At 61.6% G+C, this 20,772-nt stretch carries 19 protein-coding genes; all 19 read left to right on the plus strand.

Going from position 1 to position 20,772, the window contains the following annotated elements; genetic code table 11:
- A complete protein-coding gene (locus tag ACIQUG_RS01120; protein ID WP_402316564.1) occupies positions 1–1,122 on the plus strand; it encodes an NADH-quinone oxidoreductase subunit E in 1,122 nt (373 codons plus the stop codon).
- Positions 1,123–1,133: 11 nt separating this feature from the next.
- The gene (nuoF, locus tag ACIQUG_RS01125) at positions 1,134–2,438 is read left to right on the plus strand and encodes an NADH-quinone oxidoreductase subunit NuoF (RefSeq protein ID WP_402316567.1); all 1,305 of its coding nucleotides are present in this window, start codon (positions 1,134–1,136) and stop codon (positions 2,436–2,438) included.
- A 6-nt stretch (positions 2,439–2,444) separates the two neighbouring features.
- Positions 2,445–3,095 carry an NADH:ubiquinone oxidoreductase gene (locus tag ACIQUG_RS01130; RefSeq protein ID WP_402316570.1) on the plus strand — a complete coding sequence of 217 codons (651 nt, stop codon included), beginning with the start codon at positions 2,445–2,447 and terminating at the stop codon, positions 3,093–3,095.
- 111 nt (positions 3,096–3,206) lie between these two features.
- Positions 3,207–5,288, plus strand: a complete 2,082-nt coding sequence (gene nuoG, locus ACIQUG_RS01135) for an NADH-quinone oxidoreductase subunit NuoG (RefSeq protein ID WP_402316573.1) — start codon at positions 3,207–3,209, stop codon at positions 5,286–5,288.
- 20 nt (positions 5,289–5,308) lie between these two features.
- On the plus strand, positions 5,309–6,352 hold the full coding sequence (gene nuoH / locus ACIQUG_RS01140; protein WP_034803570.1) for an NADH-quinone oxidoreductase subunit NuoH: 1,044 nt from the start codon (positions 5,309–5,311) through the stop codon (positions 6,350–6,352).
- 64 nt (positions 6,353–6,416) lie between these two features.
- Entirely contained in the window at positions 6,417–6,908 is a 492-nt protein-coding gene (gene nuoI / locus ACIQUG_RS01145) for an NADH-quinone oxidoreductase subunit NuoI (RefSeq protein ID WP_025426590.1), read from the plus strand.
- Between the two features lie 138 nt (positions 6,909–7,046).
- Positions 7,047–7,661 (plus strand): NADH-quinone oxidoreductase subunit J, encoded by a 615-nt coding sequence (locus tag ACIQUG_RS01150; protein WP_043626138.1) that lies wholly within the window; start codon positions 7,047–7,049, stop codon positions 7,659–7,661.
- A 28-nt stretch (positions 7,662–7,689) separates the two neighbouring features.
- On the plus strand, positions 7,690–7,998 hold the full coding sequence (nuoK, locus tag ACIQUG_RS01155; protein WP_034803568.1) for an NADH-quinone oxidoreductase subunit NuoK: 309 nt from the start codon (positions 7,690–7,692) through the stop codon (positions 7,996–7,998).
- Between the two features lie 7 nt (positions 7,999–8,005).
- Positions 8,006–10,000: an NADH-quinone oxidoreductase subunit L gene (gene nuoL / locus ACIQUG_RS01160; protein ID WP_402316580.1), complete on the plus strand. Its 1,995-nt coding sequence runs from the start codon at positions 8,006–8,008 to the stop codon at positions 9,998–10,000.
- The gene (locus tag ACIQUG_RS01165) at positions 10,000–11,511 is read left to right on the plus strand and encodes an NADH-quinone oxidoreductase subunit M (protein WP_192447270.1); all 1,512 of its coding nucleotides are present in this window, start codon (positions 10,000–10,002) and stop codon (positions 11,509–11,511) included. Before nuoL ends, ACIQUG_RS01165 begins: the two co-directional genes overlap by 1 nt.
- Positions 11,512–11,530: 19 nt before the next feature.
- Entirely contained in the window at positions 11,531–12,973 is a 1,443-nt protein-coding gene (gene nuoN, locus ACIQUG_RS01170; protein WP_192447269.1) for an NADH-quinone oxidoreductase subunit NuoN, read from the plus strand.
- A complete protein-coding gene (locus ACIQUG_RS01175; protein ID WP_043626163.1) occupies positions 12,973–13,737 on the plus strand; it encodes a biotin--[acetyl-CoA-carboxylase] ligase in 765 nt (254 codons plus the stop codon). Before nuoN ends, ACIQUG_RS01175 begins: the two co-directional genes overlap by 1 nt.
- A gap of 26 nt (positions 13,738–13,763) precedes the next feature.
- Complete coding sequence (locus tag ACIQUG_RS01180) at positions 13,764–15,431, plus strand: ribonuclease J (RefSeq protein WP_402316584.1); 1,668 nt, start codon at positions 13,764–13,766, stop codon at positions 15,429–15,431.
- Between the two features lie 57 nt (positions 15,432–15,488).
- Complete coding sequence (gene mce, locus ACIQUG_RS01185) at positions 15,489–15,893, plus strand: methylmalonyl-CoA epimerase (RefSeq protein ID WP_402316587.1); 405 nt, start codon at positions 15,489–15,491, stop codon at positions 15,891–15,893.
- Positions 15,894–16,023: 130 nt separating this feature from the next.
- Positions 16,024–16,293 carry a DUF1467 family protein gene (locus ACIQUG_RS01190; RefSeq protein ID WP_043626126.1) on the plus strand — a complete coding sequence of 90 codons (270 nt, stop codon included), beginning with the start codon at positions 16,024–16,026 and terminating at the stop codon, positions 16,291–16,293.
- Positions 16,294–17,042: 749 nt separating this feature from the next.
- Positions 17,043–18,371 carry a proline--tRNA ligase gene (gene proS / locus ACIQUG_RS01195; RefSeq protein ID WP_043626125.1) on the plus strand — a complete coding sequence of 443 codons (1,329 nt, stop codon included), beginning with the start codon at positions 17,043–17,045 and terminating at the stop codon, positions 18,369–18,371.
- A gap of 19 nt (positions 18,372–18,390) precedes the next feature.
- A complete protein-coding gene (locus ACIQUG_RS01200) occupies positions 18,391–19,701 on the plus strand; it encodes a lipoprotein-releasing ABC transporter permease subunit (protein ID WP_402316589.1) in 1,311 nt (436 codons plus the stop codon).
- Between the two features lie 16 nt (positions 19,702–19,717).
- A complete protein-coding gene (locus tag ACIQUG_RS01205; protein WP_043627193.1) occupies positions 19,718–20,404 on the plus strand; it encodes an ABC transporter ATP-binding protein in 687 nt (228 codons plus the stop codon).
- 79 nt (positions 20,405–20,483) lie between these two features.
- The gene (locus tag ACIQUG_RS01210; RefSeq protein ID WP_402316592.1) at positions 20,484–20,753 is read left to right on the plus strand and encodes a hypothetical protein; all 270 of its coding nucleotides are present in this window, start codon (positions 20,484–20,486) and stop codon (positions 20,751–20,753) included.
- Positions 20,754–20,772 lie beyond the last annotated feature (19 nt).

Here is a 20,772-nt window from a genome sequence, read left to right on the forward strand (position 1 = left end):
ATGTCCGTTCGTCGACTAGCCGAAGACACCGTCCAGCCAGCGAGCTTTGCCTTCAGCAAGGAGAACGCCGCCTGGGCGAAGGAAACGATCAACAAATACCCCAAGGGTCGTGAGCAGTCTGCCGTCATCCCGTTGTTGATGCGCGCTCAGGACCAGGACGGTTGGGTTACGAAGGCTGCCATCGAGTCGATCGCGGACATGCTCGGCATGCCGTATATACGCGCGCTCGAAGTTGCGACCTTCTACACCCAGTTCCAGTTGAAGCCGGTCGGCACGCGTGCCCACGTTCAGGTTTGCGGCACGACGCCCTGCATGCTGCGTGGCGCCGAAGACCTGATCAAGGTCTGCAAGAGCAAGATTGCCCATGATCCCTTCACCCTGAACGAGAGCGGCACGCTCTCCTGGGAAGAAGTCGAATGTCAGGGCGCCTGCGTCAACGCGCCGATGGTCATGATCTTCAAGGACACCTTCGAAGACCTGACGCCCGAGCAACTCGAGCAGATCATCGACCGGTTTGAGGCAGGCAAGGGTGCTGAAGTTACCCCCGGTCCGCAGATCGATCGCATCTATTCCGCACCCGAGGGTGGCCCGACCACGCTGATGGCGGCAGGCTCCAAGGCTGCGCCCGGCGCTGCCAAGAAGGCAAGCGATGCTCCGGCCGTTTCGGTTCCGCCGTCGAACGCCGGCCGTGTCAAGACCGCAGCGAGCGAGACCAATGCTTCGCTGAAGACGCCGGCAACGGCAAAGGCGGAAGCCGCTGCCAACGCCAAGGTCGAAGGCGACACCGTCGACAAGTCGACCCCGGTGAAGGCCGCCGCCGTGTCCGGCAAGCCGTCGCTGGAGGACAAGAACCGTCCGGCCGGCATCGAGAAGCCGGCAGCTGTCGACGACCTCAAGCTGATCTCGGGCGTCGGTCCGAAGATCGAAGGTACGCTCAACGAACTGGGCATCTACACCTACGCGCAAGTTGCTTCGTGGAAGAAGGCGGAGCGCGAGTGGGTTGACGGATACCTGAATTTCAAGGGCCGCATCGAACGCGACGACTGGGTCAAGCAGGCCAAGGCGCTCGCCAAGGGCGGCGAAGCCGAATACATCAAGGTCTTCGGCAAGAAGCCGCGGTAAAGAGGTGAATTATGCTCAGAGATGAAGACCGCATCTTTACCAACATCTACGGCCTCAAGGACAAGTCCCTGAAGGGCGCCATGGCGCGCGGCCACTGGGACGGCACCAAGCAGCTGCTCGAAAAGGGCCGTGACTGGATCGTCAACGAAGTGAAGGCTTCCGGCCTTCGCGGTCGTGGCGGCGCCGGCTTCCCGACGGGCCTCAAGTGGTCCTTCATGCCGAAGGAAAGCGACGGCCGTCCGCATTACCTCGTCGTCAACGCCGACGAGTCCGAGCCCGGCACCTGCAAGGACCGTGACATCATGCGTCACGATCCGCACACGCTGATCGAAGGCTGTGTCATTGCTTCCTTCGCGATGGGTGCGCATGTCGCTTACATCTACGTGCGCGGCGAATTCGTCCGCGAGCGCGAGGCGCTGCAGGCGGCGATCGACGAGTGCTACGCCTACGGCCTGCTCGGAAAGAACAACAAGCTCGGCTACGACATCGACATCTATGTGCACCATGGTGCCGGCGCCTATATCTGTGGCGAAGAAACCGCGCTGCTCGAAAGCCTCGAAGGCAAGAAGGGCCAGCCGCGCCTGAAGCCGCCATTCCCGGCCAACATGGGCCTCTACGGCTGCCCGACGACCGTCAACAACGTCGAGTCGATCGCGGTCACCCCGACGATCCTGCGTCGCGGCGCCGGCTGGTACACGAGCTTCGGCCGTCCGAACAACCACGGCACCAAGCTCTATTCGGTCTCCGGTCACGTCAACCGTCCGTGCACGGTCGAAGATGCGATGTCGATCCCGTTCCATGAGCTGATCGAAAAGCACTGTGGCGGCATTCGCGGCGGCTGGGACAACCTGCTTGCCGTCATCCCCGGCGGTTCGTCCGTTCCTTGCGTGCCTGGCGCGCAGATGAAGGACGCGATCATGGATTTCGACGGTCTGCGCGAGGTCGGCTCCAGCCTTGGAACCGCCGCCGTCATCGTCATGGACAAGTCGACCGACATCATCAAGGCGATCTGGCGTCTCTCGGCCTTCTACAAGCACGAGAGCTGCGGCCAGTGCACGCCGTGCCGCGAAGGTACCGGCTGGATGATGCGCGTCATGGAACGCATGGTTCAGGGTCGCGCTCAGAAGCGCGAGATCGACATGCTGTTCGACGTCACCAAGCAGGTGGAAGGCCACACGATCTGCGCGCTCGGCGACGCAGCCGCATGGCCGATCCAGGGCCTGATCAAGCACTTCCGTCCGGAAATGGAAGCGCGCATCGACCAGTACACGCGCAATGCGTCATCGCACGGCGCGGTTCTGGAAGCGGCGGAGTAAGGCACGATGGCCGGCGCACGCGGGGAGGGACAGATGAAGGGACAGGCCGAGGCAGGCATTCCATTCGCACGTCCGCTCGGCGGCGATCCGGCCGACCCGTTCGGCATGGGCGAATGGATGAAGGGCCTTTCACAGGTGCCGCTGCATCCGCTGATGGTCCATCCGGCAGCCGCAGTTGCTGCTGCAACCGCTATCGGCTTCGGTCTAACGACCCAGATTGCAGGCGCCATGATAGGCGCGATGCAAGGGGCCGTCGAGGCAGCGCAGAAGCGGGTAGAGCCCGCAGCGTCTGACGCGACGCCTGCCGTCGTCGCAAAGACGACGCAGGCCGAAGCAAGGCCGGAACCGGTCGCCAGGCCGTCCGCGCCCGCCGAGCGCGCAGCGGCAAAGCCGGCGGCCGAGAAGGTTGCCGCTGAAAAGGTGGTCAAGGCGCGCGCGACGCGTGCCAAGGCGAAAGCCGCCGACGACCTCAAGCGGATCTCCGGCATCGGCCCGAAGCTCGAGCAGGTGCTGAACGCCAAGGGCATCAGCGGCTTTGCCGACATCGCCGGCTGGAGCGAGGCGGATGTCGCCCGCTTCGACGACGAACTCGGTTTCGGCGGGCGGATCAAGCGGGACGATTGGGTTGGACAGGCCAAGGCGCTGAAAAGCGCGTGAGACAATAGGGGCGGGGGACCGGAGACGGCCATCGCCCGCAAGCAGCAAGGCTGTGTTGGAATTGTCCGTCGCCGATGGGCCGACGGACGGAAGACAGGATTGAGTACGAAGATGGCAAAGCTGAAAGTCGACGGAAAAGAGATCGAGGTACCGGATCATTTCACGCTGCTTCAGGCGTGCGAAGAGGCCGGGGCTGAAGTTCCGCGCTTCTGTTTCCACGAGCGGCTTTCGGTCGCCGGCAACTGCCGCATGTGTCTGATCGAGGTGAAGGGAGGGCCGCCCAAGCCCGCTGCCTCCTGCGCCATGGGCGTGCGCGACCTCCGTCCGGGCCCGAACGGCGAAGCGCCGGAAGTCTTCACGACCACGCCGATGGTCAAGAAGGCGCGCGAAGGCGTGATGGAATTCCTGCTGATCAACCATCCGCTCGACTGCCCGATCTGTGACCAGGGCGGCGAATGCGATCTGCAGGACCAGGCCATGGCCTTCGGTATCGACAGCTCGCGCTACCAGGAAAACAAGCGCGCCGTCGAAGACAAGTATATCGGCCCGCTCGTCAAGACCGTGATGAACCGCTGCATTCACTGCACGCGCTGCGTCCGCTTCACGACCGAAGTTGCCGGCATTGCCGAGCTTGGCCTGATCGGCCGCGGCGAAGACGCCGAGATCACCACCTATCTTGAGCAGGCGATGACGTCGGAACTGCAGGGCAACGTCGTTGACCTCTGCCCGGTCGGTGCGCTGACCTCGAAGCCGTTTGCCTTCACGGCGCGTCCGTGGGAACTGAACAAGACCGAATCCATCGACGTGATGGATGCGCTCGGCTCGGCGATCCGCGTCGACACCCGCGGCCGCGAAGTCATGCGCATCATGCCGCGCGTCAACGAGGACATCAACGAAGAGTGGATCTCCGACAAGAGCCGCTTCATCTGGGATGGCCTGAAGACGCAGCGTCTCGATCGTCCGTACGTCAAGAAGGACGGCCGTCTGCAGCCGGCGACCTGGGGCGAAGCCTTCCAGGCGGTCAAGGCTGCCGTTGCCCAGACCTCCGGCGACAAGATCGGCGCCATTGCCGGCGACCTCGCTTCGGTCGAAGAAATGTACGCGCTGAAGCAGCTGATTGCAGCGCTCGGTTCCGAGAGCGTTGACTGCCGCCAGGATGGTGCCGCACTCGACCCGTCCCTCGGCCGCGCCAGCTACCTCTTCAACCCGACGATCGCTGGCATCGAAAGCGCTGACGCGCTTCTGGTTATCGGCTCGAACCCGCGCTTCGAGGCGTCTGTTCTCAACGCCCGCATTCGCAAGCGTTACCGCATGGGCAACTTCCCGATCGCCGTGATCGGCGAGCCGGGTGAGCTGCGCTATGAATATGAATATCTCGGCGCCGGCACCGAAACGCTGGCCGAGCTCGTCTCGGGCAAGGGCAAGTTTGCCGCGACCTTGAAGAAGGCACAGCGCCCGATGATCCTCATCGGCCAGGGTGCTGTTGCAGGGGAGGGCGGTGCTGCCGTTCTTTCCGCTGCCGCCAAGCTCGCGAGCGCCGTCGGTGCGGTCACCGCCGAGTGGAACGGCTTTGCCGTTCTTCACACGGCCGCCTCCCGCGTCGGTGGTCTCGACCTCGGCTTCGTTCCGGGCGCGAACGGCAAGACGGCGGCCGAGATGGTCACCGCCTCCGACGTTCTCTTCCTGCTCGGCGCCGACGAAATCGATCTTGCGGAACGCAAGTCCGGCTTCACGGTCTATATCGGCTCGCACGGCGACAACGGCGCACATGCAGCCGACGTCATCCTGCCGGGCGCGACCTACACCGAAAAGTCCGGTACCTGGGTTAACACCGAAGGCCGCGTTCAGGTCGGCAACCGTGCCGGCTTCGCACCGGGCGACGCCCGCGAGGATTGGGCGATCATCCGCGCGCTTTCCGACGTGCTCGGCAAGAAGCTGCCCTTTGATTCGCTTGGCGAATTGCGCTCGAAGCTCTATGCGGCCCACCCGCATTTCGCCGATATCGACGCGATCGCGAGCGGCAACGGCGACGAAATTGCCGCACTTGGTCAAAAAGCCGGTGAGATGGGCAAATCCGTGTTTGCGTCTCCGGTCAAAGACTTCTATTTGACGAACCCGATAGCGCGCGCATCCGCCGTCATGGCCGAATGCTCGGCTTTGGCACGCAACAATTTCAAAGCTGCGGCGGAATGAGCGCGAGGGAATAGAGTATCATGGACGCTTTCGTTTCGACCTATGTCTGGCCCGCGATCATCATGGTCGCCCAGTCGCTGCTGCTCCTGGTCGCGCTGCTGCTTTTCATCGCCTACATCCTGCTCGCCGACCGTAAGATCTGGGCTGCAGTTCAGCTCCGTCGTGGTCCGAATGTGGTAGGCCCGTGGGGACTTTTCCAGTCCTTCGCCGACCTTTTGAAGTTCGTCTTCAAGGAGCCGGTGATTCCCGCCGGCGCCAACAAGGCGATCTTCCTGCTCGCCCCGCTCGTCTCCGTGACGCTGGCGCTTGCCGCCTGGGCGGTGATCCCGCTCAACGCCGGCTGGGTGATCGCGAACATCAACGTCGGTATCCTCTTCGTGTTCGCCATATCTTCGCTTGAAGTTTATGGCATCATCATGGGCGGTTGGGCGTCGAACTCCAAATATCCCTTCCTCGGCGCGCTTCGCTCCGCGGCACAGATGGTTTCCTATGAAGTCTCGATCGGCTTCGTCATCGTTACCGTTCTGCTCTGCGTCGGCTCGCTGAACCTGACGGACATCGTCAACGCGCAGTCGAGCGGCATTGGTACGAACCTCGGCCTGCCGGCGTCGTTCCTCGATTGGCATTGGCTGGCGCTGTTCCCGATGTTCATCGTCTTCTTCATTTCGGCGCTCGCCGAAACGAACCGCCCGCCCTTCGACCTTCCGGAAGCGGAATCCGAACTCGTCGCCGGCTTCATGGTCGAGTACGGCTCCACGCCTTACATGATGTTCATGCTCGGCGAATACGCCGCCATCTGCCTGATGTGCGCGCTGACGACGATCCTGTTCCTCGGCGGCTGGCTCCCCCCGGTCGACGTCTGGTTCCTCAACTGGGTTCCCGGCATCATCTGGTTCGTGCTGAAGGCATCCTTCGTGTTCTTCATGTTCGCGATGGTGAAGGCTTTCGTGCCGCGCTACCGCTACGACCAGCTGATGCGTCTTGGCTGGAAGGTCTTCCTGCCGATCTCTCTCGCAATGGTCGTGATCACTGCGTTCGTTCTCAAGCTGACGGGAGCCGCATGACGATGGCTCACGTTTGGCAGCATACCGCCGGCTGCTCCCAGGCCGGCAACTCTGGAGGTAAATGATGGCCGGTCTTTCGCAAGCCGTCAGCTCGCTGTTCCTGAAGGAATTCGTCGGCGCGTTCTTTCTGTCGATGCGCTATTTCTTCAAGCCGAAGGCGACGTTGAACTACCCCTTCGAAAAGGGGCCGGTCAGCCCGCGCTTCCGCGGCGAGCATGCGCTGCGCCGTTATCCGAACGGTGAAGAACGCTGCATCGCCTGCAAGCTGTGCGAGGCGATCTGTCCTGCACAGGCCATCACCATCGAAGCCGGCCCGCGCCGCAACGACGGCACCCGTCGTACGGTTCGCTACGACATCGACATGGTGAAGTGCATCTATTGCGGTTTCTGCCAGGAAGCCTGTCCGGTCGATGCCATCGTCGAGGGCCCGAACTTCGAGTTCGCCACCGAGACGCGCGAAGAGCTGTACTACGACAAGGACAAGCTCCTCGCCAACGGCGACCGTTGGGAACGGGAAATCGCACGCAACATCGCAATGGACTCGCCCTATCGCTGAGGCCAGAGCGTAGTGCCGCCCCGGGGAGGGCGGTGCATGTGACATAGGTTTGGGCAACGGCCGGACGCGTGTCCGGCTTTGCCTGTGGAGTGGGGCCAGAAGCGCCTCACACCGTGCAAGACGAAGAAGGCACCGATCATGGGTCTGCAGGTTCTTTTTTTCTATCTCTTTGCCTTCATCGCGGTGGCGTCGGCATTCATGGTCATTGCGGCCAGGAACCCGGTTTATTCGGTTCTGTTCCTGATCCTGACCTTCTTTAACTCGGCAGGTCTGTTCCTGCTGACCGGCGCCGAATTCCTCGCGATGATCCTGCTGGTCGTTTATGTCGGCGCGGTCGCGGTGCTGTTCCTGTTCGTGGTCATGATGCTCGACATCGACTTCGCGGAACTGCGGGCCGGTGTGCTCGAATACGCACCAGTCGGCGCGCTGATCGGTCTGATCCTTGCAGCCGAGCTCATCATCGTGGTTGGCGGTGCGACGTTCTCGCCGGAGATCGCCAAGTCGATTTCGATGCCGATCCCGGCGGTCGCCGACCGCACGAACACGGCAGCGCTCGGCGACGTGCTCTATACCCACTACGTCTACTTCTTCCAGATCGCCGGCCTGGTCCTGCTCGTCGCCATGATCGGCGCGATCGTGTTGACCCTGCGCCACCGCGACAACGTCAAGCGCCAGAACATCCCGCAGCAGGTTGCCCGCACGCCCGAGACCGCCGTCGAAGTGGTCTCGGTCAAGCCCGGCCAGGGCATATAAGTCGGACGCGAGATCGAGGAACAAAAAAATGGAAATCGGAATTTCCCACTATCTCACCGTCAGCGCCATCCTGTTCACGCTGGGCGTCTTCGGCATCTTCCTGAACCGGAAGAACGTCATCGTCATCCTGATGTCGGTCGAACTCATTCTTCTTGCGGTCAATATCAACATGGTCGCCTTCTCGGCGTTCCTGAACGATATCACTGGCCAGGTCTTTGCCCTGTTCATCCTGACCGTCGCGGCTGCGGAAGCGGCCATCGGACTTGCAATTCTCGTCGTCTTCTACCGCAACCGCGGCTCGATCGCTGTTGAAGACGTCAACATGATGAAGGGCTGATAGGGCTATGGATACCATCATCAAGGCTATCGTCTTCCTGCCTTTGATCGGCTTTCTGATCGCCGGCCTCTTCGGTAATTCGATCGGCGCCAAGGCATCGGAGTTTGTCACCAGCGGTCTGATGATCATCGCCGCTGCACTCTCCTGGTACGTCTTCTTCGACGTGGCCATGGGCCACCAGGAAATGATCAAGGTTTCGGTGCTGCGCTGGATCCAGTCCGGCAGCTTCGATGTCGAATGGTCGTTCCGCGTCGATACGCTGACATCGGTCATGTTCGTGGTCGTCAACACGGTGTCGACGCTCGTGCATGTCTATTCGATCGGCTACATGCACCATGATCCGCATCGTCCGCGCTTCTTTGCCTATCTGTCGCTCTTCACCTTCGCGATGCTCATGCTCATCACGTCGGACAACCTGCTGCAGATGTTCTTCGGCTGGGAAGGCGTGGGCCTGGCATCCTACCTGCTCATCGGTTTCTGGTACAAGAAGCCTTCGGCCAACGCTGCGGCGATGAAGGCCTTCATCGTCAACCGCGTCGGCGACTTCGGCTTCTCGCTTGGTATCTTCCTCGTCTTCGTGCTGTTCGGTTCGATCAGCTTCGAGACGATCTTCGCTGCTGCCAAGACCTATCTGCCGGCTGAAGGTGCAGCAGCAGGGGAGGCGGTCGTCACCCTGTTCGGCATGCATCTCGACAAGGCTGACGCCGTTACTGCCGCGTGCCTGCTGCTCTTCATGGGTGCCATGGGCAAGTCGGCGCAGTTCCTGCTGCACACCTGGCTTCCGGACGCCATGGAAGGCCCGACCCCGGTTTCGGCTCTTATCCATGCCGCAACCATGGTTACCGCCGGCGTGTTCCTCGTTGCCCGCATGTCGCCGCTGTTCGAACTGTCGCCGGATGCGTTGACCGTCGTCACCATCATCGGTGCGATCACCGCCTTCTTCGCGGCGACCGTCGGCCTCGTCCAGAACGACATCAAGCGCGTCATCGCCTATTCCACCTGCTCGCAGCTCGGCTACATGTTCGTGGCGCTCGGCGTCGGCGCCTATGGCGCGGCCATCTTCCACCTGTTCACGCACGCCTTCTTCAAGGCTCTCCTGTTCTTGGGTGCCGGTTCGGTCATCCACGCCGTCGATGGCGAGCAGGACATGCGTTACATGGGTGGCCTCAGGAAGCACATTCCGGTTACCTACTGGATGATGTTCATCGGCACCATCGCACTGACCGGCGTCGGCATCCCCGGCACGATCATCGGTACCGCGGGCTTCTTCTCGAAGGACGCGATCATCGAATCCGCCTATGCCGCGCATAGCTCGGTTTCCGGCTTTGCCTTCGCGCTGCTGGTCGTCGCTGCGCTCTTCACCAGCTTCTACTCCTGGCGTCTGGCCTTCATGACGTTCCACGGCAAGCCGCGCGCTTCCTCGGATGTCATGCATCACGTCCACGAATCGCCGCAGGTCATGCTGGTGCCGCTCTACATTCTCGGTGTTGGTGCGCTCGTCGCCGGCTTCCTCTTCCACGACTACTTCTTCGGCCATCACTATGCCGAGTTCTGGAAGGGCGCGCTGTTCACATCGGCCGAGAACGAAATCCTCGAGACCTACCACGATGTTCCGAAGTGGGTTAAGTGGAGCCCGTTCTGCGCCATGGCGCTCGGCCTCTTCACCGCCTGGTACATGTATATCCGCCGGCCGGAACTGCCGAAGTATCTGGCAGAACAGCATCGCGGCCTTTACCAGTTCCTCTTGAACAAGTGGTACTTCGACGAGCTCTACGACTTCCTGTTCGTGCGCTCGGCCAAGTGGCTCGGCACCTTCCTGTGGAAGGAAGGCGACGGTCGCGTGATCGATGGCTACGGCCCGAACGGCATTGCTGCTCGCGTGCTCAACGTCACTGACCGCGTTGTCCGCCTGCAGACTGGTTACCTCTATCACTACGCGTTCGCGATGCTCATCGGCATTGCCGCGCTTGTTACTTGGATGATGTTCAGGAGTTCCTTCTGATGACCGATTGGCCCGTACTTTCCGCGGTCACCTTCATGCCGCTCGTCGGCGTTCTGCTTCTCTTGCTTGTCAGGGAAGACAGCGCCTACGGCCGCCGGAATATCCTGAACGTATCGCTGCTGACGACGATCTTCACCTTCGCAGTTTCGGTCTACATCTGGTACCAGTTCGATGCCTCGAACCCCGGCTTCCAGATGATCGAAAAGCATGAGTGGCTCGGGACCGGCATTTCCTACCATCTGGGTATCGATGGCATCTCGATGCTGTTCGTCGTGCTCTCGGCCTTCCTCATGCCGTTCTGCGTGCTCGCAAGCTGGCTGTCGATCGAGAAACGGCTCAAGGAATACATGATCGCGTTCCTGGTCCTGGAAACGTTCATGATCGGCGTCTTCGTGTCGCTCGATATCGTGCTGTTCTACGTGTTCTTCGAAGCCGGCCTGATCCCGATGTTCCTCATCATCGGCGTCTGGGGCGGCAAGGACCGCGTTTACGCCAGCTACAAGTTTTTCCTCTATACGCTGCTCGGCTCGGTGCTGATGCTGCTTGCGATCATGGCGATGTACTGGCAGGCCGGTACGACCGACATCACGCAGTTGCTCGCCTATAACTTCCCGCGCCAGATGCAGACCTGGCTTTGGCTCGCCTTCTTCGCATCCTTTGCGGTGAAGATGCCGATGTGGCCGGTCCACACCTGGCTTCCCGACGCGCACGTTCAGGCGCCGACCGCAGGCTCGGTCATCCTGGCCGGCGTGCTCCTGAAGCTCGGTGGTTACGGCTTCCTGCGCTTCTCGCTGCCGATGTTCCCGTTGGCATCCGACTACTTCCAGCCGTTCGTCTTCACGCTCTCGGTCGTCGCCATCATCTACACCTCACTGGTGGCGCTGATGCAGACCGACATCAAGAAGCTGATCGCCTATTCGTCGGTGGCACACATGGGCTACGTGACAATGGGTATCTTTGCTGCCAACGTTCAGGGCGTTCAGGGTGCGATCTTCCAGATGCTGTCGCACGGCATCGTCTCGGGCGCGCTCTTCCTTTGCGTCGGCGTTGTCTACGATCGTCTGCACACCCGCGAAATCTCCGCCTATGGCGGTCTCGTCAACAACATGCCGAAATATGCCGTCGCCTTCATGGTGTTCACCATGGCGAACGTCGGCCTGCCGGGCACGTCCAGCTTCGTGGGTGAAGTGCTGACCCTGGTTGGCGCCTTCCGTGCCAATACCTGGGTTGCGCTCTTTGCCACCTCCGGCGTGATCCTGTCGGCGGCTTACGCGCTCTGGCTCTATCGCCGGGTCGTGTTCGGTGCCTTGGAAAAGGAAAGCCTGAAGGCGTTGCTCGACCTGTCGCCGCGCGAGAAGGCCATCCTTTATCCGCTGGTGATCCTGACGATCTTCTTCGGCGTCTACCCGGCACCGATCTTCGATGCGACCGCGGCCTCCGTGGATCTGCTCGTCAACAACTACTCCGCAGCCCTGCAGGCAGCGCAAAACGTTGCGCTTTCGGTGCAATGACCACAGGACGTGATTGGACATGACTGCTGAAACCCTCCTTGCAAGCCTGCAACTCTCGATCCCCGAGCTGATCCTCGCGGTCGGCGCGATGGCGTTGCTGATGATTGGCGTGTTTTCCGGCGAGAAGTCGGCGTCGACGGTCACCGGTCTTGCGGTTGCCGTTCTGATCATCGCCGGCCTCTGGCTCGTTCTGAAGACCGGTGAAGGCGAAGCCTATGGCGGCGCCTTCCTGTCGGATCCCTTCGCCAAGTTCATGAAGGTTCTTGCCCTGATCGGCTCCATCACCGCCCTGGTGATGACGGTCGGCCATGCGCGCTCTGCCCAGATCGACCGTTTCGAGTTTCCGGTGCTCCTGGTGCTGGCAACGCTCGGCATGCTCCTGATGATCTCGGCCAACGACCTGATGTCGCTCTACCTGTCGTTGGAGCTGCAGTCGCTGGCCCTTTATGTCGTCGCGGCCATCAACCGCGATAGCGTGCGTTCGACGGAAGCCGGCCTGAAGTACTTCGTCCTTGGTGCGCTTTCTTCGGGCATGCTGCTCTACGGCATGTCGCTGATCTACGGCTTCACCGGCCACACCGGCTTTACCCAGATCGCGGCTGCGCTGACGGCTGAAGGCCGCTCGCTTGGCCTGATCTTCGGTCTCGTCTTCGTGCTCGCCGGCCTTGCCTTCAAGATCTCGGCCGTGCCGTTCCACATGTGGACGCCGGACGTTTACGAAGGCGCGCCGACGCCGGTCACCGCATTCTTCGCGGCCGCACCGAAGGTCGCCGCCATGGCGATCCTCGTTCGCATCGTCATCAACGCCTTCGAGCCCGTCGTTGCCGACTGGCAGCAGATCATTGTCTTCATCTCGATCGCTTCGATGCTGCTCGGCGCCTTTGCGGCGATCGGTCAGAAGAACATCAAGCGCCTGATGGCCTATTCCTCGATCGGCCACATGGGCTACGCGCTGGTTGGCCTTGCCGCCGGCTCCATGGCCGGTGTTCGCGGCGTGCTGCTCTACATGCTCATCTACATGGTCATGACGCTCGGCACCTTCGCCTGCATCCTAGCGATGCGCCGCAAGGAAGGCGAAAACGTCGAGAACGTCGACGACCTCGCCGGTCTGTCGCAGACCAACCCCTTCATGGCGACCGTGCTGACGGTCCTGATGTTCTCGCTCGCCGGCATCCCGCCGATGGCAGGCTTCTTCGGGAAGTACTTCGTCTTCATGGCCGCCATCGAAGCTCAGCTCTATGCACTCGCCATCATCGGCGTTCTCGCATCGGTTGTCGGCGCCTACTACTACCTGCGCGTCATCAAGGTGATGTGGTTCGACGATGCCAAGGGCGAGTTCGCCCGTACCGCCGGCGAACTGCGGCTGGTCTTCGGTCTCTCGGGCCTGTTCGTTCTCGGATACGTCCTGATCGGCGGCCCGCTCGGAAACGCCGCTGAAGTCGCGGCGCGGACCTTCTTTTGATCGCCTTTGAAAGCGGCGGCCGGATCTCGCTCGACGATTTCCGGCACGTCGCTCTCGATGCGGTCGGGTCGACCAACAGCGAATGCCTGGCGCGTGCGCGCCAGGGTGACCCGGGCAATCTCTGGGTCACGGCCATCAGGCAGACCGGCGGGCGCGGACGTCGCGGCCGGGCATGGTTCTCCGAACCGGGCAATCTCTACGCTTCGCTTCTCCTCATCGAGCCGGCTCCGGTCGAGCAGCTGCATTCGCTGCCGCTTGCCGTTGCCGTCGCCGTTCACAGGGCAATCCGCCAGGTAATGCCGCCGGGTTCGGCGCCTGTCGAGATCAAGTGGCCGAACGACATCCTGATCGACGGCAAGAAGACCTGCGGTATCCTGCTTGAAGGCGAAAGCCTCCCGGATGGGCGCCGGGCGCTGGTCATTGGTTGCGGCATCAATATCGCTGTCCAGCCGGACGAAGGGCTCTATCCCGTGACGTCCCTGGCCAACGAAGGTGCGTCGGTTTCGCCCGACGAACTGTTTGCGCGCCTGTTCCTGACGATGGCGGAGACGCTGCAGGTTTGGGATCGGGGCGTCGGTATCGCCGCGACGATCGAACAATGGCGGGCGGCAGCTCGCGGCATTGGTGAAACGATAACCGTGAACCTGCCGGACCGGTCGCTTTCAGGGCGCTTTGCCGGTATTGATGAGGCCGGACGGCTGGTGCTCGACACCGGCAACGGCATGACGCAGGCGATTGCCGCCGGCGACGTATTTTTCGGATAAATTTGGAAACAGGGGCGCATCACGATATGGCGCAAGAAGAAGAACTGGTGTTCTTGCCGCTCGGCGGCGTCGGTGAAATCGGCATGAACCTCGGCCTTTATGGCTACGGGCGGCCGGGAAGCCGCCAGTGGATCATGGTCGATTGCGGTGTGACGTTTCCGGGGCCCGATCTTCCGGGCGTCGACCTCGTTCTCCCCGATATCGGCTTCCTTGCCGAGGAACGTCGCAATCTCAAGGGCATCATCATCACGCATGCCCACGAAGACCACTATGGTGGCCTGAACGACCTGTGGCCGGGGCTGAACGTTCCGGTCTACGCCTCGCCGTTCACGGCGGGCATGCTGGAAGCCAAGCGCGATTTCGAGAAGAGCCGGGGCGAAATCCCCGTCACCATCTTCAAGCAGGGTGACCGTATCAATGTCGGCCCCTTCGAGATCGAGGCCGTCGGCGTCAACCATTCGATCCCTGAGCCGATGTCGCTGATCATCCGCACGCCGGCGGGCACCGTGGTTCATACCGGCGACTGGAAGATCGATCTGCACCCGTCGCTTGGACCGCTGACCGACGAGGCACGTTTCCGCCAGATCGGCGATGAAGGTGTGCTTGCGCTCGTCTGCGATTCCACCAACGCGATGCGCGACGGCGTTTCGCCGTCGGAGCAGGAGGTTTCCGAAAGCCTGACGAAGATCATTGCCAGCGCCGAGGGCCGGGTGGCGATCACGACGTTCTCCTCAAATGTCGGGCGCATCCGCTCGATCGCTGAAGCGGCCGAAGAGGCGGGCAGGGATGTGCTCCTGCTCGGCAGTTCGATGAAGCGGGTTGTCGCCGTCGCTAAGGACCTTGGGCTGATGGAAGGCATCAAGCCCTTCCTCGCCGAAGACGAGTTCGGCTACGTGCCGCGCGATAAGGTCGTGGTGATCCTCACCGGCAGCCAGGGCGAGCCGCGGGCAGCCCTTGCCAAGATCGCCCGCGACGAGATGCGCAATGTCGCCTTCTCGGCTGGCGACACGGTCGTGTTTTCCTCACGCACGATCCCGGGCAACGAGAAGGCGATCAACGACATCAAGAACGGCCTCGTCGAACAGGGCATCCACATCATCACCGACAGCGAAGCGTTGGTACACGTGTCCGGCCACCCGCGTCGCACCGAGCTGCAGCAGATGTACCAGTGGCTGCGGCCGCAGATCCTTGTGCCTGTTCATGGCGAGGCGGCGCATCTGACGGCGCATGGCGAGCTGGGTCGCCAGTCCGGCATCGCCAGCGTTCCGCGTCTTCGGAACGGCGAAATGCTGCGTCTTGCGCCAGGTCCCGCTGAAGTGATCGACGAAGCGCCCCACGGCCGCATTTACAAGGATGGCAGCCTCATCGGCGACTTCGAGGAGATGGGCATCGGCGAACGCCGGAAGCTCTCTTTCGCCGGCCATGTCGCCGTCAACGTCGTTCTCGACAGCCGCTACGATTTTCTGGGCGACCCGGATATCGTCGCGATCGGCTTGCCGGAGTTCGACGACGAAGGTGAGGACATGGAGGACACGCTCTATGACGCCATTCTCGGCGCCGTCGAGAGCATCCCGCGGGCCAAGCGCAAGGATCTGGCGATGCTGCAGGAGGCGGTCCGTCGCGCCGTGCGCAGCACCGCCAACCAGATCTGGGGCAAGAAGCCGATCGTCACGGTGTTTGTCACCAAAGTCTGATTGGCCCGTCGCGCGCAACCTTGTAAGCGAAGCCGGACGTCAAAGCGGGAGATCGCCATGCTTGGAAGAGTGAACCACATAGCCATCGCCGTGCCGGACCTTCACGCCGCCGCCGAAAGCTATCGCTCGACGCTCGGCGCCTCCGTCACCGAGCCGCAGGCTTTGCCAGAACACGGCGTCACCGTCGTGTTCGTCACGCTTGCCAACACCAAGGTCGAACTGCTTGAGCCGATCGGCGAGGGCTCGCCGATCGCTGCTTTCCTGGCGAAGAATCCGTCGGGCGGGATGCATCACATCTGCTACGAGGTGGAGAACATCCTGTCGGCGCGCGACGCGTTGCGCGCCGGCGGAGCGCGGGTGCTGGGGGATGGAGAGCCGAAGATCGGCGCGCACGGCAAGCCGGTGCTCTTCCTGCATCCCAAGGATTTTCAGGGCACGCTGATCGAGCTCGAAGAGGTGTGACAGTTGATCGCGCGATGACGGTTTGTGCGATCGGGCCGGCGGCGCTATAAGGCGGACGGAATGTCGCGGAAGTCGCGGCGAATACGGGGTTGCCCACCGTCTTGCCGATCGCCTTCATCGGGAGCTTGAAATGCCGCTTTTTTCGACCTTTGCCATCTACTTCATCATCTGGTGGATTACGCTCTTCGCCGTGCTGCCCTTGGGCGTGCGCACCCAGGCGGAAGAAAACAGCGTCGTTCCGGGCAGTGTCGAGAGCGCGCCGGCGAAGTTCAACGCCAAGCGGGTCGTGCTTCTGACGACCATAATTGCGGCCGTCATTCAACTTGCCTGGTATATCCTGTCCGTCAGGCTGGGCTACGGCATCGATTCCATTCCGCGTTTCTACCCAAAATTCTATTGATAAGTTCATCGCTGCCGCCACCCGAGGGCGATCGTTCTCGTTGCGACAAATTCTCTGCAATCTGATGGGCACATCCATGCCTTGACGGCGCCTTCGCGCATGCCTGCGGAGAAGACCCCGGCAATTGTAGGATTGACCGCCGTGAAATTGACATAGTTCAATTTTGTAAGGTGCTTCGCAGGGATGTCGCTTGCTGAAAAGCAAAAAAAAACAAGGCTAAAAGCCTTGTTTTTCAAGTTTCGCGTGATCTTTAATCCGTTTCCGGCGGCAGCGACGAAGCGCGCCTAAGATCTTATCCTCCCAAGACTTGACCGCGAAAGTCGGCAAGAATTTAGTCTTCATGCCTGTTTTGTGAGCCGAAACTAGCCCAAACATTGGGCTCTGTCATCCTGTTTTTTTGCATTTTTGCTACAGTCGGGTAAAATATTCCCGTTGACAATTACTGTCGTAATCTTGTTACTAGCGTGCTCTTTTGACGCAGGATCGGCGTCGCATTCCCCCTGAAAATCCGTGGATGCTATCTCTGTCCGTGACAACGGAGAGCAGGGTTTTCTTCCGCCTGCGAAGCAGCTATGAACGCAAGGCTCGTAAAGGTTCCTGCCGGCTGCGCCGGTGATGGAAAATGGAGAGTCCGACCCGAGAAGCAGCGGTCGCCTTTATCAATCAAAAGGTGAAGCCGGCATCTCGCTCAACGTCATTTCGCCCGAATCCGCCGATAGTGCGACGTTCATCAAGTTCTGGAACCCGTCATGCGCCTGTCCCGCTTTTTCATGCCCATCCTCAAGGAAAATCCTAAGGAAGCGGAAATCGTTTCCCACCGCCTCATGCTCCGCACGGGCATGGTTCGGCAGCAATCCTCGGGCATCTATACCTGGCTGCCACTCGGCAAGCGGGTTCTCGACAAGGTCAATGCGGTCATCCGCGAAGAGCAGAACCGCTCCGGCGCGATCGAGCTTCTGATGCCGACCCTCCAGTCTGCCGAGCTGTGGCAGGAGAGCGGGCGCTACGACGCCTATGGCAAGGAGATGCTGCGCATCAAGGACCGCCAGGACCGGCCGATGCTTTACGGTCCGACGAACGAGGAAATGATCACGGACGTCTTCCGTTCCTACGTGAAGTCCTACCGCGATCTGCCGCTCAACCTCTACCATATCCAGCTGAAGTTCCGTGACGAGATCCGTCCGCGCTTCGGCACCATGCGCTCGCGCGAATTCCTGATGAAGGATGCCTATTCCTTCGATCTCGATCGGGAAGGGGCCGAGCACGCCTATAACCGCATGTTCGCCGCTTACCTGCGCACCTTCGCGCGCATGGGCCTTCGCGCCATTCCGATGCGTGCCGATACCGGCCCGATCGGCGGCAACCTCAGCCACGAATTCATCATTCTCGCCGACACCGGCGAATCCGAGGTGTTCTGCCATAAGGACTTCCTCGGCTTCGACATTCCGGGCGAAGACACGAATTTCGATGACGTCGCCGGCCTGAAGACGATCTTCGACAAGTGGACCTCGCGTTATGCGGCCACGTCGGAAATGCACGACGAGGCGGCCTTCAACGCTGTGGCCGAAGGCGACCGCTTGTCGGCCCGCGGCATCGAAGTCGGTCACATCTTCTATTTCGGCACCAAGTACTCCGAAGCCATGGGCGCCAAGGTGCTCGGCCCCGACGGTAAGGAGCATGCCGTGCACATGGGCTCCTACGGCATCGGCCCGACCCGTCTGGTGCCGGCGATCATCGAAGCTTCGCATGACGACAACGGCATCATCTGGCCGAAGTCGATCGCGCCGTTCGATGCCGTGATCATCAACATGAAAGCGGGCGACGCCGCTTGCGACGGCGCCTGCGAGACGCTCTACTCGAAACTCGGAAATGCCGGATTCGACGTGCTTCTCGACGACCGCGACGACCGCGCCGGTGCCAAGTTCGCAACGGCAGATCTGATCGGCGTGCCGGTTCAGGTGATCGTCGGACCGCGCTCGATCGCCAATGGTGAAATCGAGCTCAAGGATCGCAAGACCGGCGAGCGCGAGACGCTGACCGTCGAGGCTGCGATCAACAAGCTGATCGCAACGAAGTGATGAGGCAAGGGAAGGCAGGATGACCGCCGTGGTGCAAGATCAGGTGCAGGCCGCAACGCAGCCTGAAAAGTCCTCCAGCCGACCCTTTTCCGCCTTCGAGCGCATGGTGGCGTGGCGCTACCTGCGCTCCAGGCGCAAGGAAGCCTTCATCTCCGTCATCGCCGGCTTCTCCTTCATCGGCATTATGCTCGGCGTTGCGACGTTGATCATCGTCATGGCCGTGATGAACGGTTTCCGCACCGAGCTCATCTCCCGCATTCTCGGCATCAACGGCCACATGATTGTCCAGCCGATCGATGGCCCGCTCGACAACTACGCTGACCTCGCGACGAAGTTTTCGGGCGTCAAGGGCGTCACCATGGCGATCCCGATGGTCGAGGGGCAGGTTCTGGCGCAAGGTGTGGGCGACAGCTCGACCGGCGCACTCGTGCGTGGCATCCGCGCCGACGACCTGAGCAAGATGAAGTCGGTTTCCGACCATATCCAGTCCGGTGATCTCGTCGGCTTTGCTTCCGGGACAGGCGTCGCGATCGGTTCGCGCATGGCCGAACAGCTCGGCATTCAGGTCGGCGGAACGATCACGCTGACCTCGCCCAATGGCGACGTGACGCCGCTCGGCATGAACCCGCGCGTTAAGGCCTACACCGTCTCGGCGATCTACGAAATCGGCATGTCGGAGTATGACGCGACGATCCTCTTCATGCCGCTCGAGGAAGCGCAGCTGTTCTTCAACGCCGAAGGACTGGTCCAGTCGATCGAGATCTTCGTCGAACATCCTGATGTCGTCGATGAGCTGCGCCAGCCGATCGAGGATGCAGCCGGGCGGCAGATCTTCATCACCGACTGGCGCGACCGCAACAAGACCTTCTTCTCCGCGCTCCAGGTGGAACGCAACGTGATGTTCATGATCCTGACGCTGATCGTGCTGGTCGCGGCGCTCAACATCATCTCCGGCCTGATCATGCTGGTGAAGGACAAGGGCAGCGATATCGCGATCCTGAGAACAATGGGAGCGACGTCGGGCTCGGTGATGCGCATCTTCTTCATGACGGGTGCTGCAATCGGTGTTGCGGGAACGGTCGCGGGCGTGGCGCTCGGTGTCATCGTCTGCCTCAACATCGAATCCATCCGGCAGTTCTTTTCCTGGATTTCGGGAACGACGCTCTTCAGCCCCGAGCTTTATTTCCTCAGCCAGCTTCCGGCCGACATGAACGCGGACGAGACCGCACTCGTCATCGTCATGGCACTGACCCTTTCCTTCCTCGCCACGATCTTTCCGGCCTGGCGCGCCTCGCGCCTCGATCCGGTGCAGGCCCTGCGTTACGAATGACAAGGACGACACTTGAATGAATGCGCGTGTGGCACTGCAACTCTCCGGCGTCGAACGGCACTACGGGGAAGGCGAGACCTTTCTGTCCATCCTCAAGGGCGCGGATTTCACCCTGAGAAGCGGCGAGACCGTCGCGCTGGTCGCGCCTTCGGGAACCGGCAAGTCGACGCTGCTGCATGTCGCGGGCCTGTTGGAACGCCCCGATGCCGGCGAGGTTCTGGTCAACGGGGTATCCTGCGGCGGGCTTAACGACGACCGGCGCACGGCGATCCGTCGCAACGAGATCGGTTTCGTCTACCAGTTCCACCATCTGCTCCCTGAGTTCACGGCACTTGAAAACATCATGATGCCGCAGCTGATCGGGGGATTGCCAAAGAAGGAAGCCGCGGAACGGGCGAAGGCTCTGCTCGATTATATGCGCATCGGCCACCGCGCCGAACATCGTCCGGCGGAACTGTCGGGCGGCGAACAACAGCGCGTCGCAATCGCGCGTGCCGTCGCCAACGCGCCGCTCGTTCTGCTTGCCGATGAGCCGACGGGCAATCTCGACCCTGAGACTGCCGGCTACGTCTTCGAGGCGCTGGAAGCGCTCGCCCGCCAGTCAGGGCTCGCGGCCTTGATCGCCACGCACAATCATGAACTCGCCGGGCTGATGGATCGCCGCGTGACGATCGAGGACGGCAAGGTCGTCGAGATGGCCTGATGGTTTGGCGGCGTGTACGCCGCCTTTCGGGCCTGCCGCCAGTCACTTGCGGGAAGCCGCTGTTCCGTTGAAATGCCACGTGCGCTTTCCCGCTTGGCTGTTCCTCAGCCAGTCCGCTGCCAGCATGGTGCAGGCGGAAGAGGTGAAACCGTCCCTGATCCCGCTGCACATGGCGGGTCTCGACGTCATCGCCGCGCAATCTAGGTCGGCGATACCTCTTGCGAGCGGGCGCTGTGCCGGTGCTCGTGTCGTTGGTTCGCGTTCGATTGCCAATGGCGAGGTCGAAATAGAGGACCACGAGCCGCTGACCGTCGAGGCTGCGATCAACCACCTGATCGCGGTGAAGTGATGAGGCAAGGGAAGGCAGG

Source organism: Ensifer sp. NPDC090286, assembly GCF_044769565.1.
Taxonomy (GTDB): Bacteria; Pseudomonadota; Alphaproteobacteria; order Rhizobiales; family Rhizobiaceae; genus Ensifer.

What these genes read in the sequence shown, in the direction of transcription:
- proS (WP_043626125.1), top strand. Translation starts at nt 17,043, where the DNA reads ATGCGCCTGTCCCGCTTTTTCATGCCCATCCTCAAGGAAAATCCTAAG.
- nuoH (WP_034803570.1), top strand. Translation starts at nt 5,309, where the DNA reads ATGGACGCTTTCGTTTCGACCTATGTCTGGCCCGCGATCATCATGGTC.
- nuoK (WP_034803568.1), top strand. Translation starts at nt 7,690, where the DNA reads ATGGAAATCGGAATTTCCCACTATCTCACCGTCAGCGCCATCCTGTTC.
- mce (WP_402316587.1), top strand. Translation starts at nt 15,489, where the DNA reads ATGCTTGGAAGAGTGAACCACATAGCCATCGCCGTGCCGGACCTTCAC.
- ACIQUG_RS01180 (WP_402316584.1), top strand. Translation starts at nt 13,764, where the DNA reads ATGGCGCAAGAAGAAGAACTGGTGTTCTTGCCGCTCGGCGGCGTCGGT.
- nuoG (WP_402316573.1), top strand. Translation starts at nt 3,207, where the DNA reads ATGGCAAAGCTGAAAGTCGACGGAAAAGAGATCGAGGTACCGGATCAT.
- nuoF (WP_402316567.1), top strand. Translation starts at nt 1,134, where the DNA reads ATGCTCAGAGATGAAGACCGCATCTTTACCAACATCTACGGCCTCAAG.
- ACIQUG_RS01130 (WP_402316570.1), top strand. Translation starts at nt 2,445, where the DNA reads ATGGCCGGCGCACGCGGGGAGGGACAGATGAAGGGACAGGCCGAGGCA.
- nuoL (WP_402316580.1), top strand. Translation starts at nt 8,006, where the DNA reads ATGGATACCATCATCAAGGCTATCGTCTTCCTGCCTTTGATCGGCTTT.
- ACIQUG_RS01190 (WP_043626126.1), top strand. Translation starts at nt 16,024, where the DNA reads ATGCCGCTTTTTTCGACCTTTGCCATCTACTTCATCATCTGGTGGATT.
- ACIQUG_RS01165 (WP_192447270.1), top strand. Translation starts at nt 10,000, where the DNA reads ATGACCGATTGGCCCGTACTTTCCGCGGTCACCTTCATGCCGCTCGTC.
- ACIQUG_RS01120 (WP_402316564.1), top strand. Translation starts at nt 1, where the DNA reads ATGTCCGTTCGTCGACTAGCCGAAGACACCGTCCAGCCAGCGAGCTTT.
- ACIQUG_RS01150 (WP_043626138.1), top strand. Translation starts at nt 7,047, where the DNA reads ATGGGTCTGCAGGTTCTTTTTTTCTATCTCTTTGCCTTCATCGCGGTG.
- nuoI (WP_025426590.1), top strand. Translation starts at nt 6,417, where the DNA reads ATGGCCGGTCTTTCGCAAGCCGTCAGCTCGCTGTTCCTGAAGGAATTC.
- ACIQUG_RS01205 (WP_043627193.1), top strand. Translation starts at nt 19,718, where the DNA reads ATGAATGCGCGTGTGGCACTGCAACTCTCCGGCGTCGAACGGCACTAC.
- nuoN (WP_192447269.1), top strand. Translation starts at nt 11,531, where the DNA reads ATGACTGCTGAAACCCTCCTTGCAAGCCTGCAACTCTCGATCCCCGAG.
- ACIQUG_RS01200 (WP_402316589.1), top strand. Translation starts at nt 18,391, where the DNA reads ATGACCGCCGTGGTGCAAGATCAGGTGCAGGCCGCAACGCAGCCTGAA.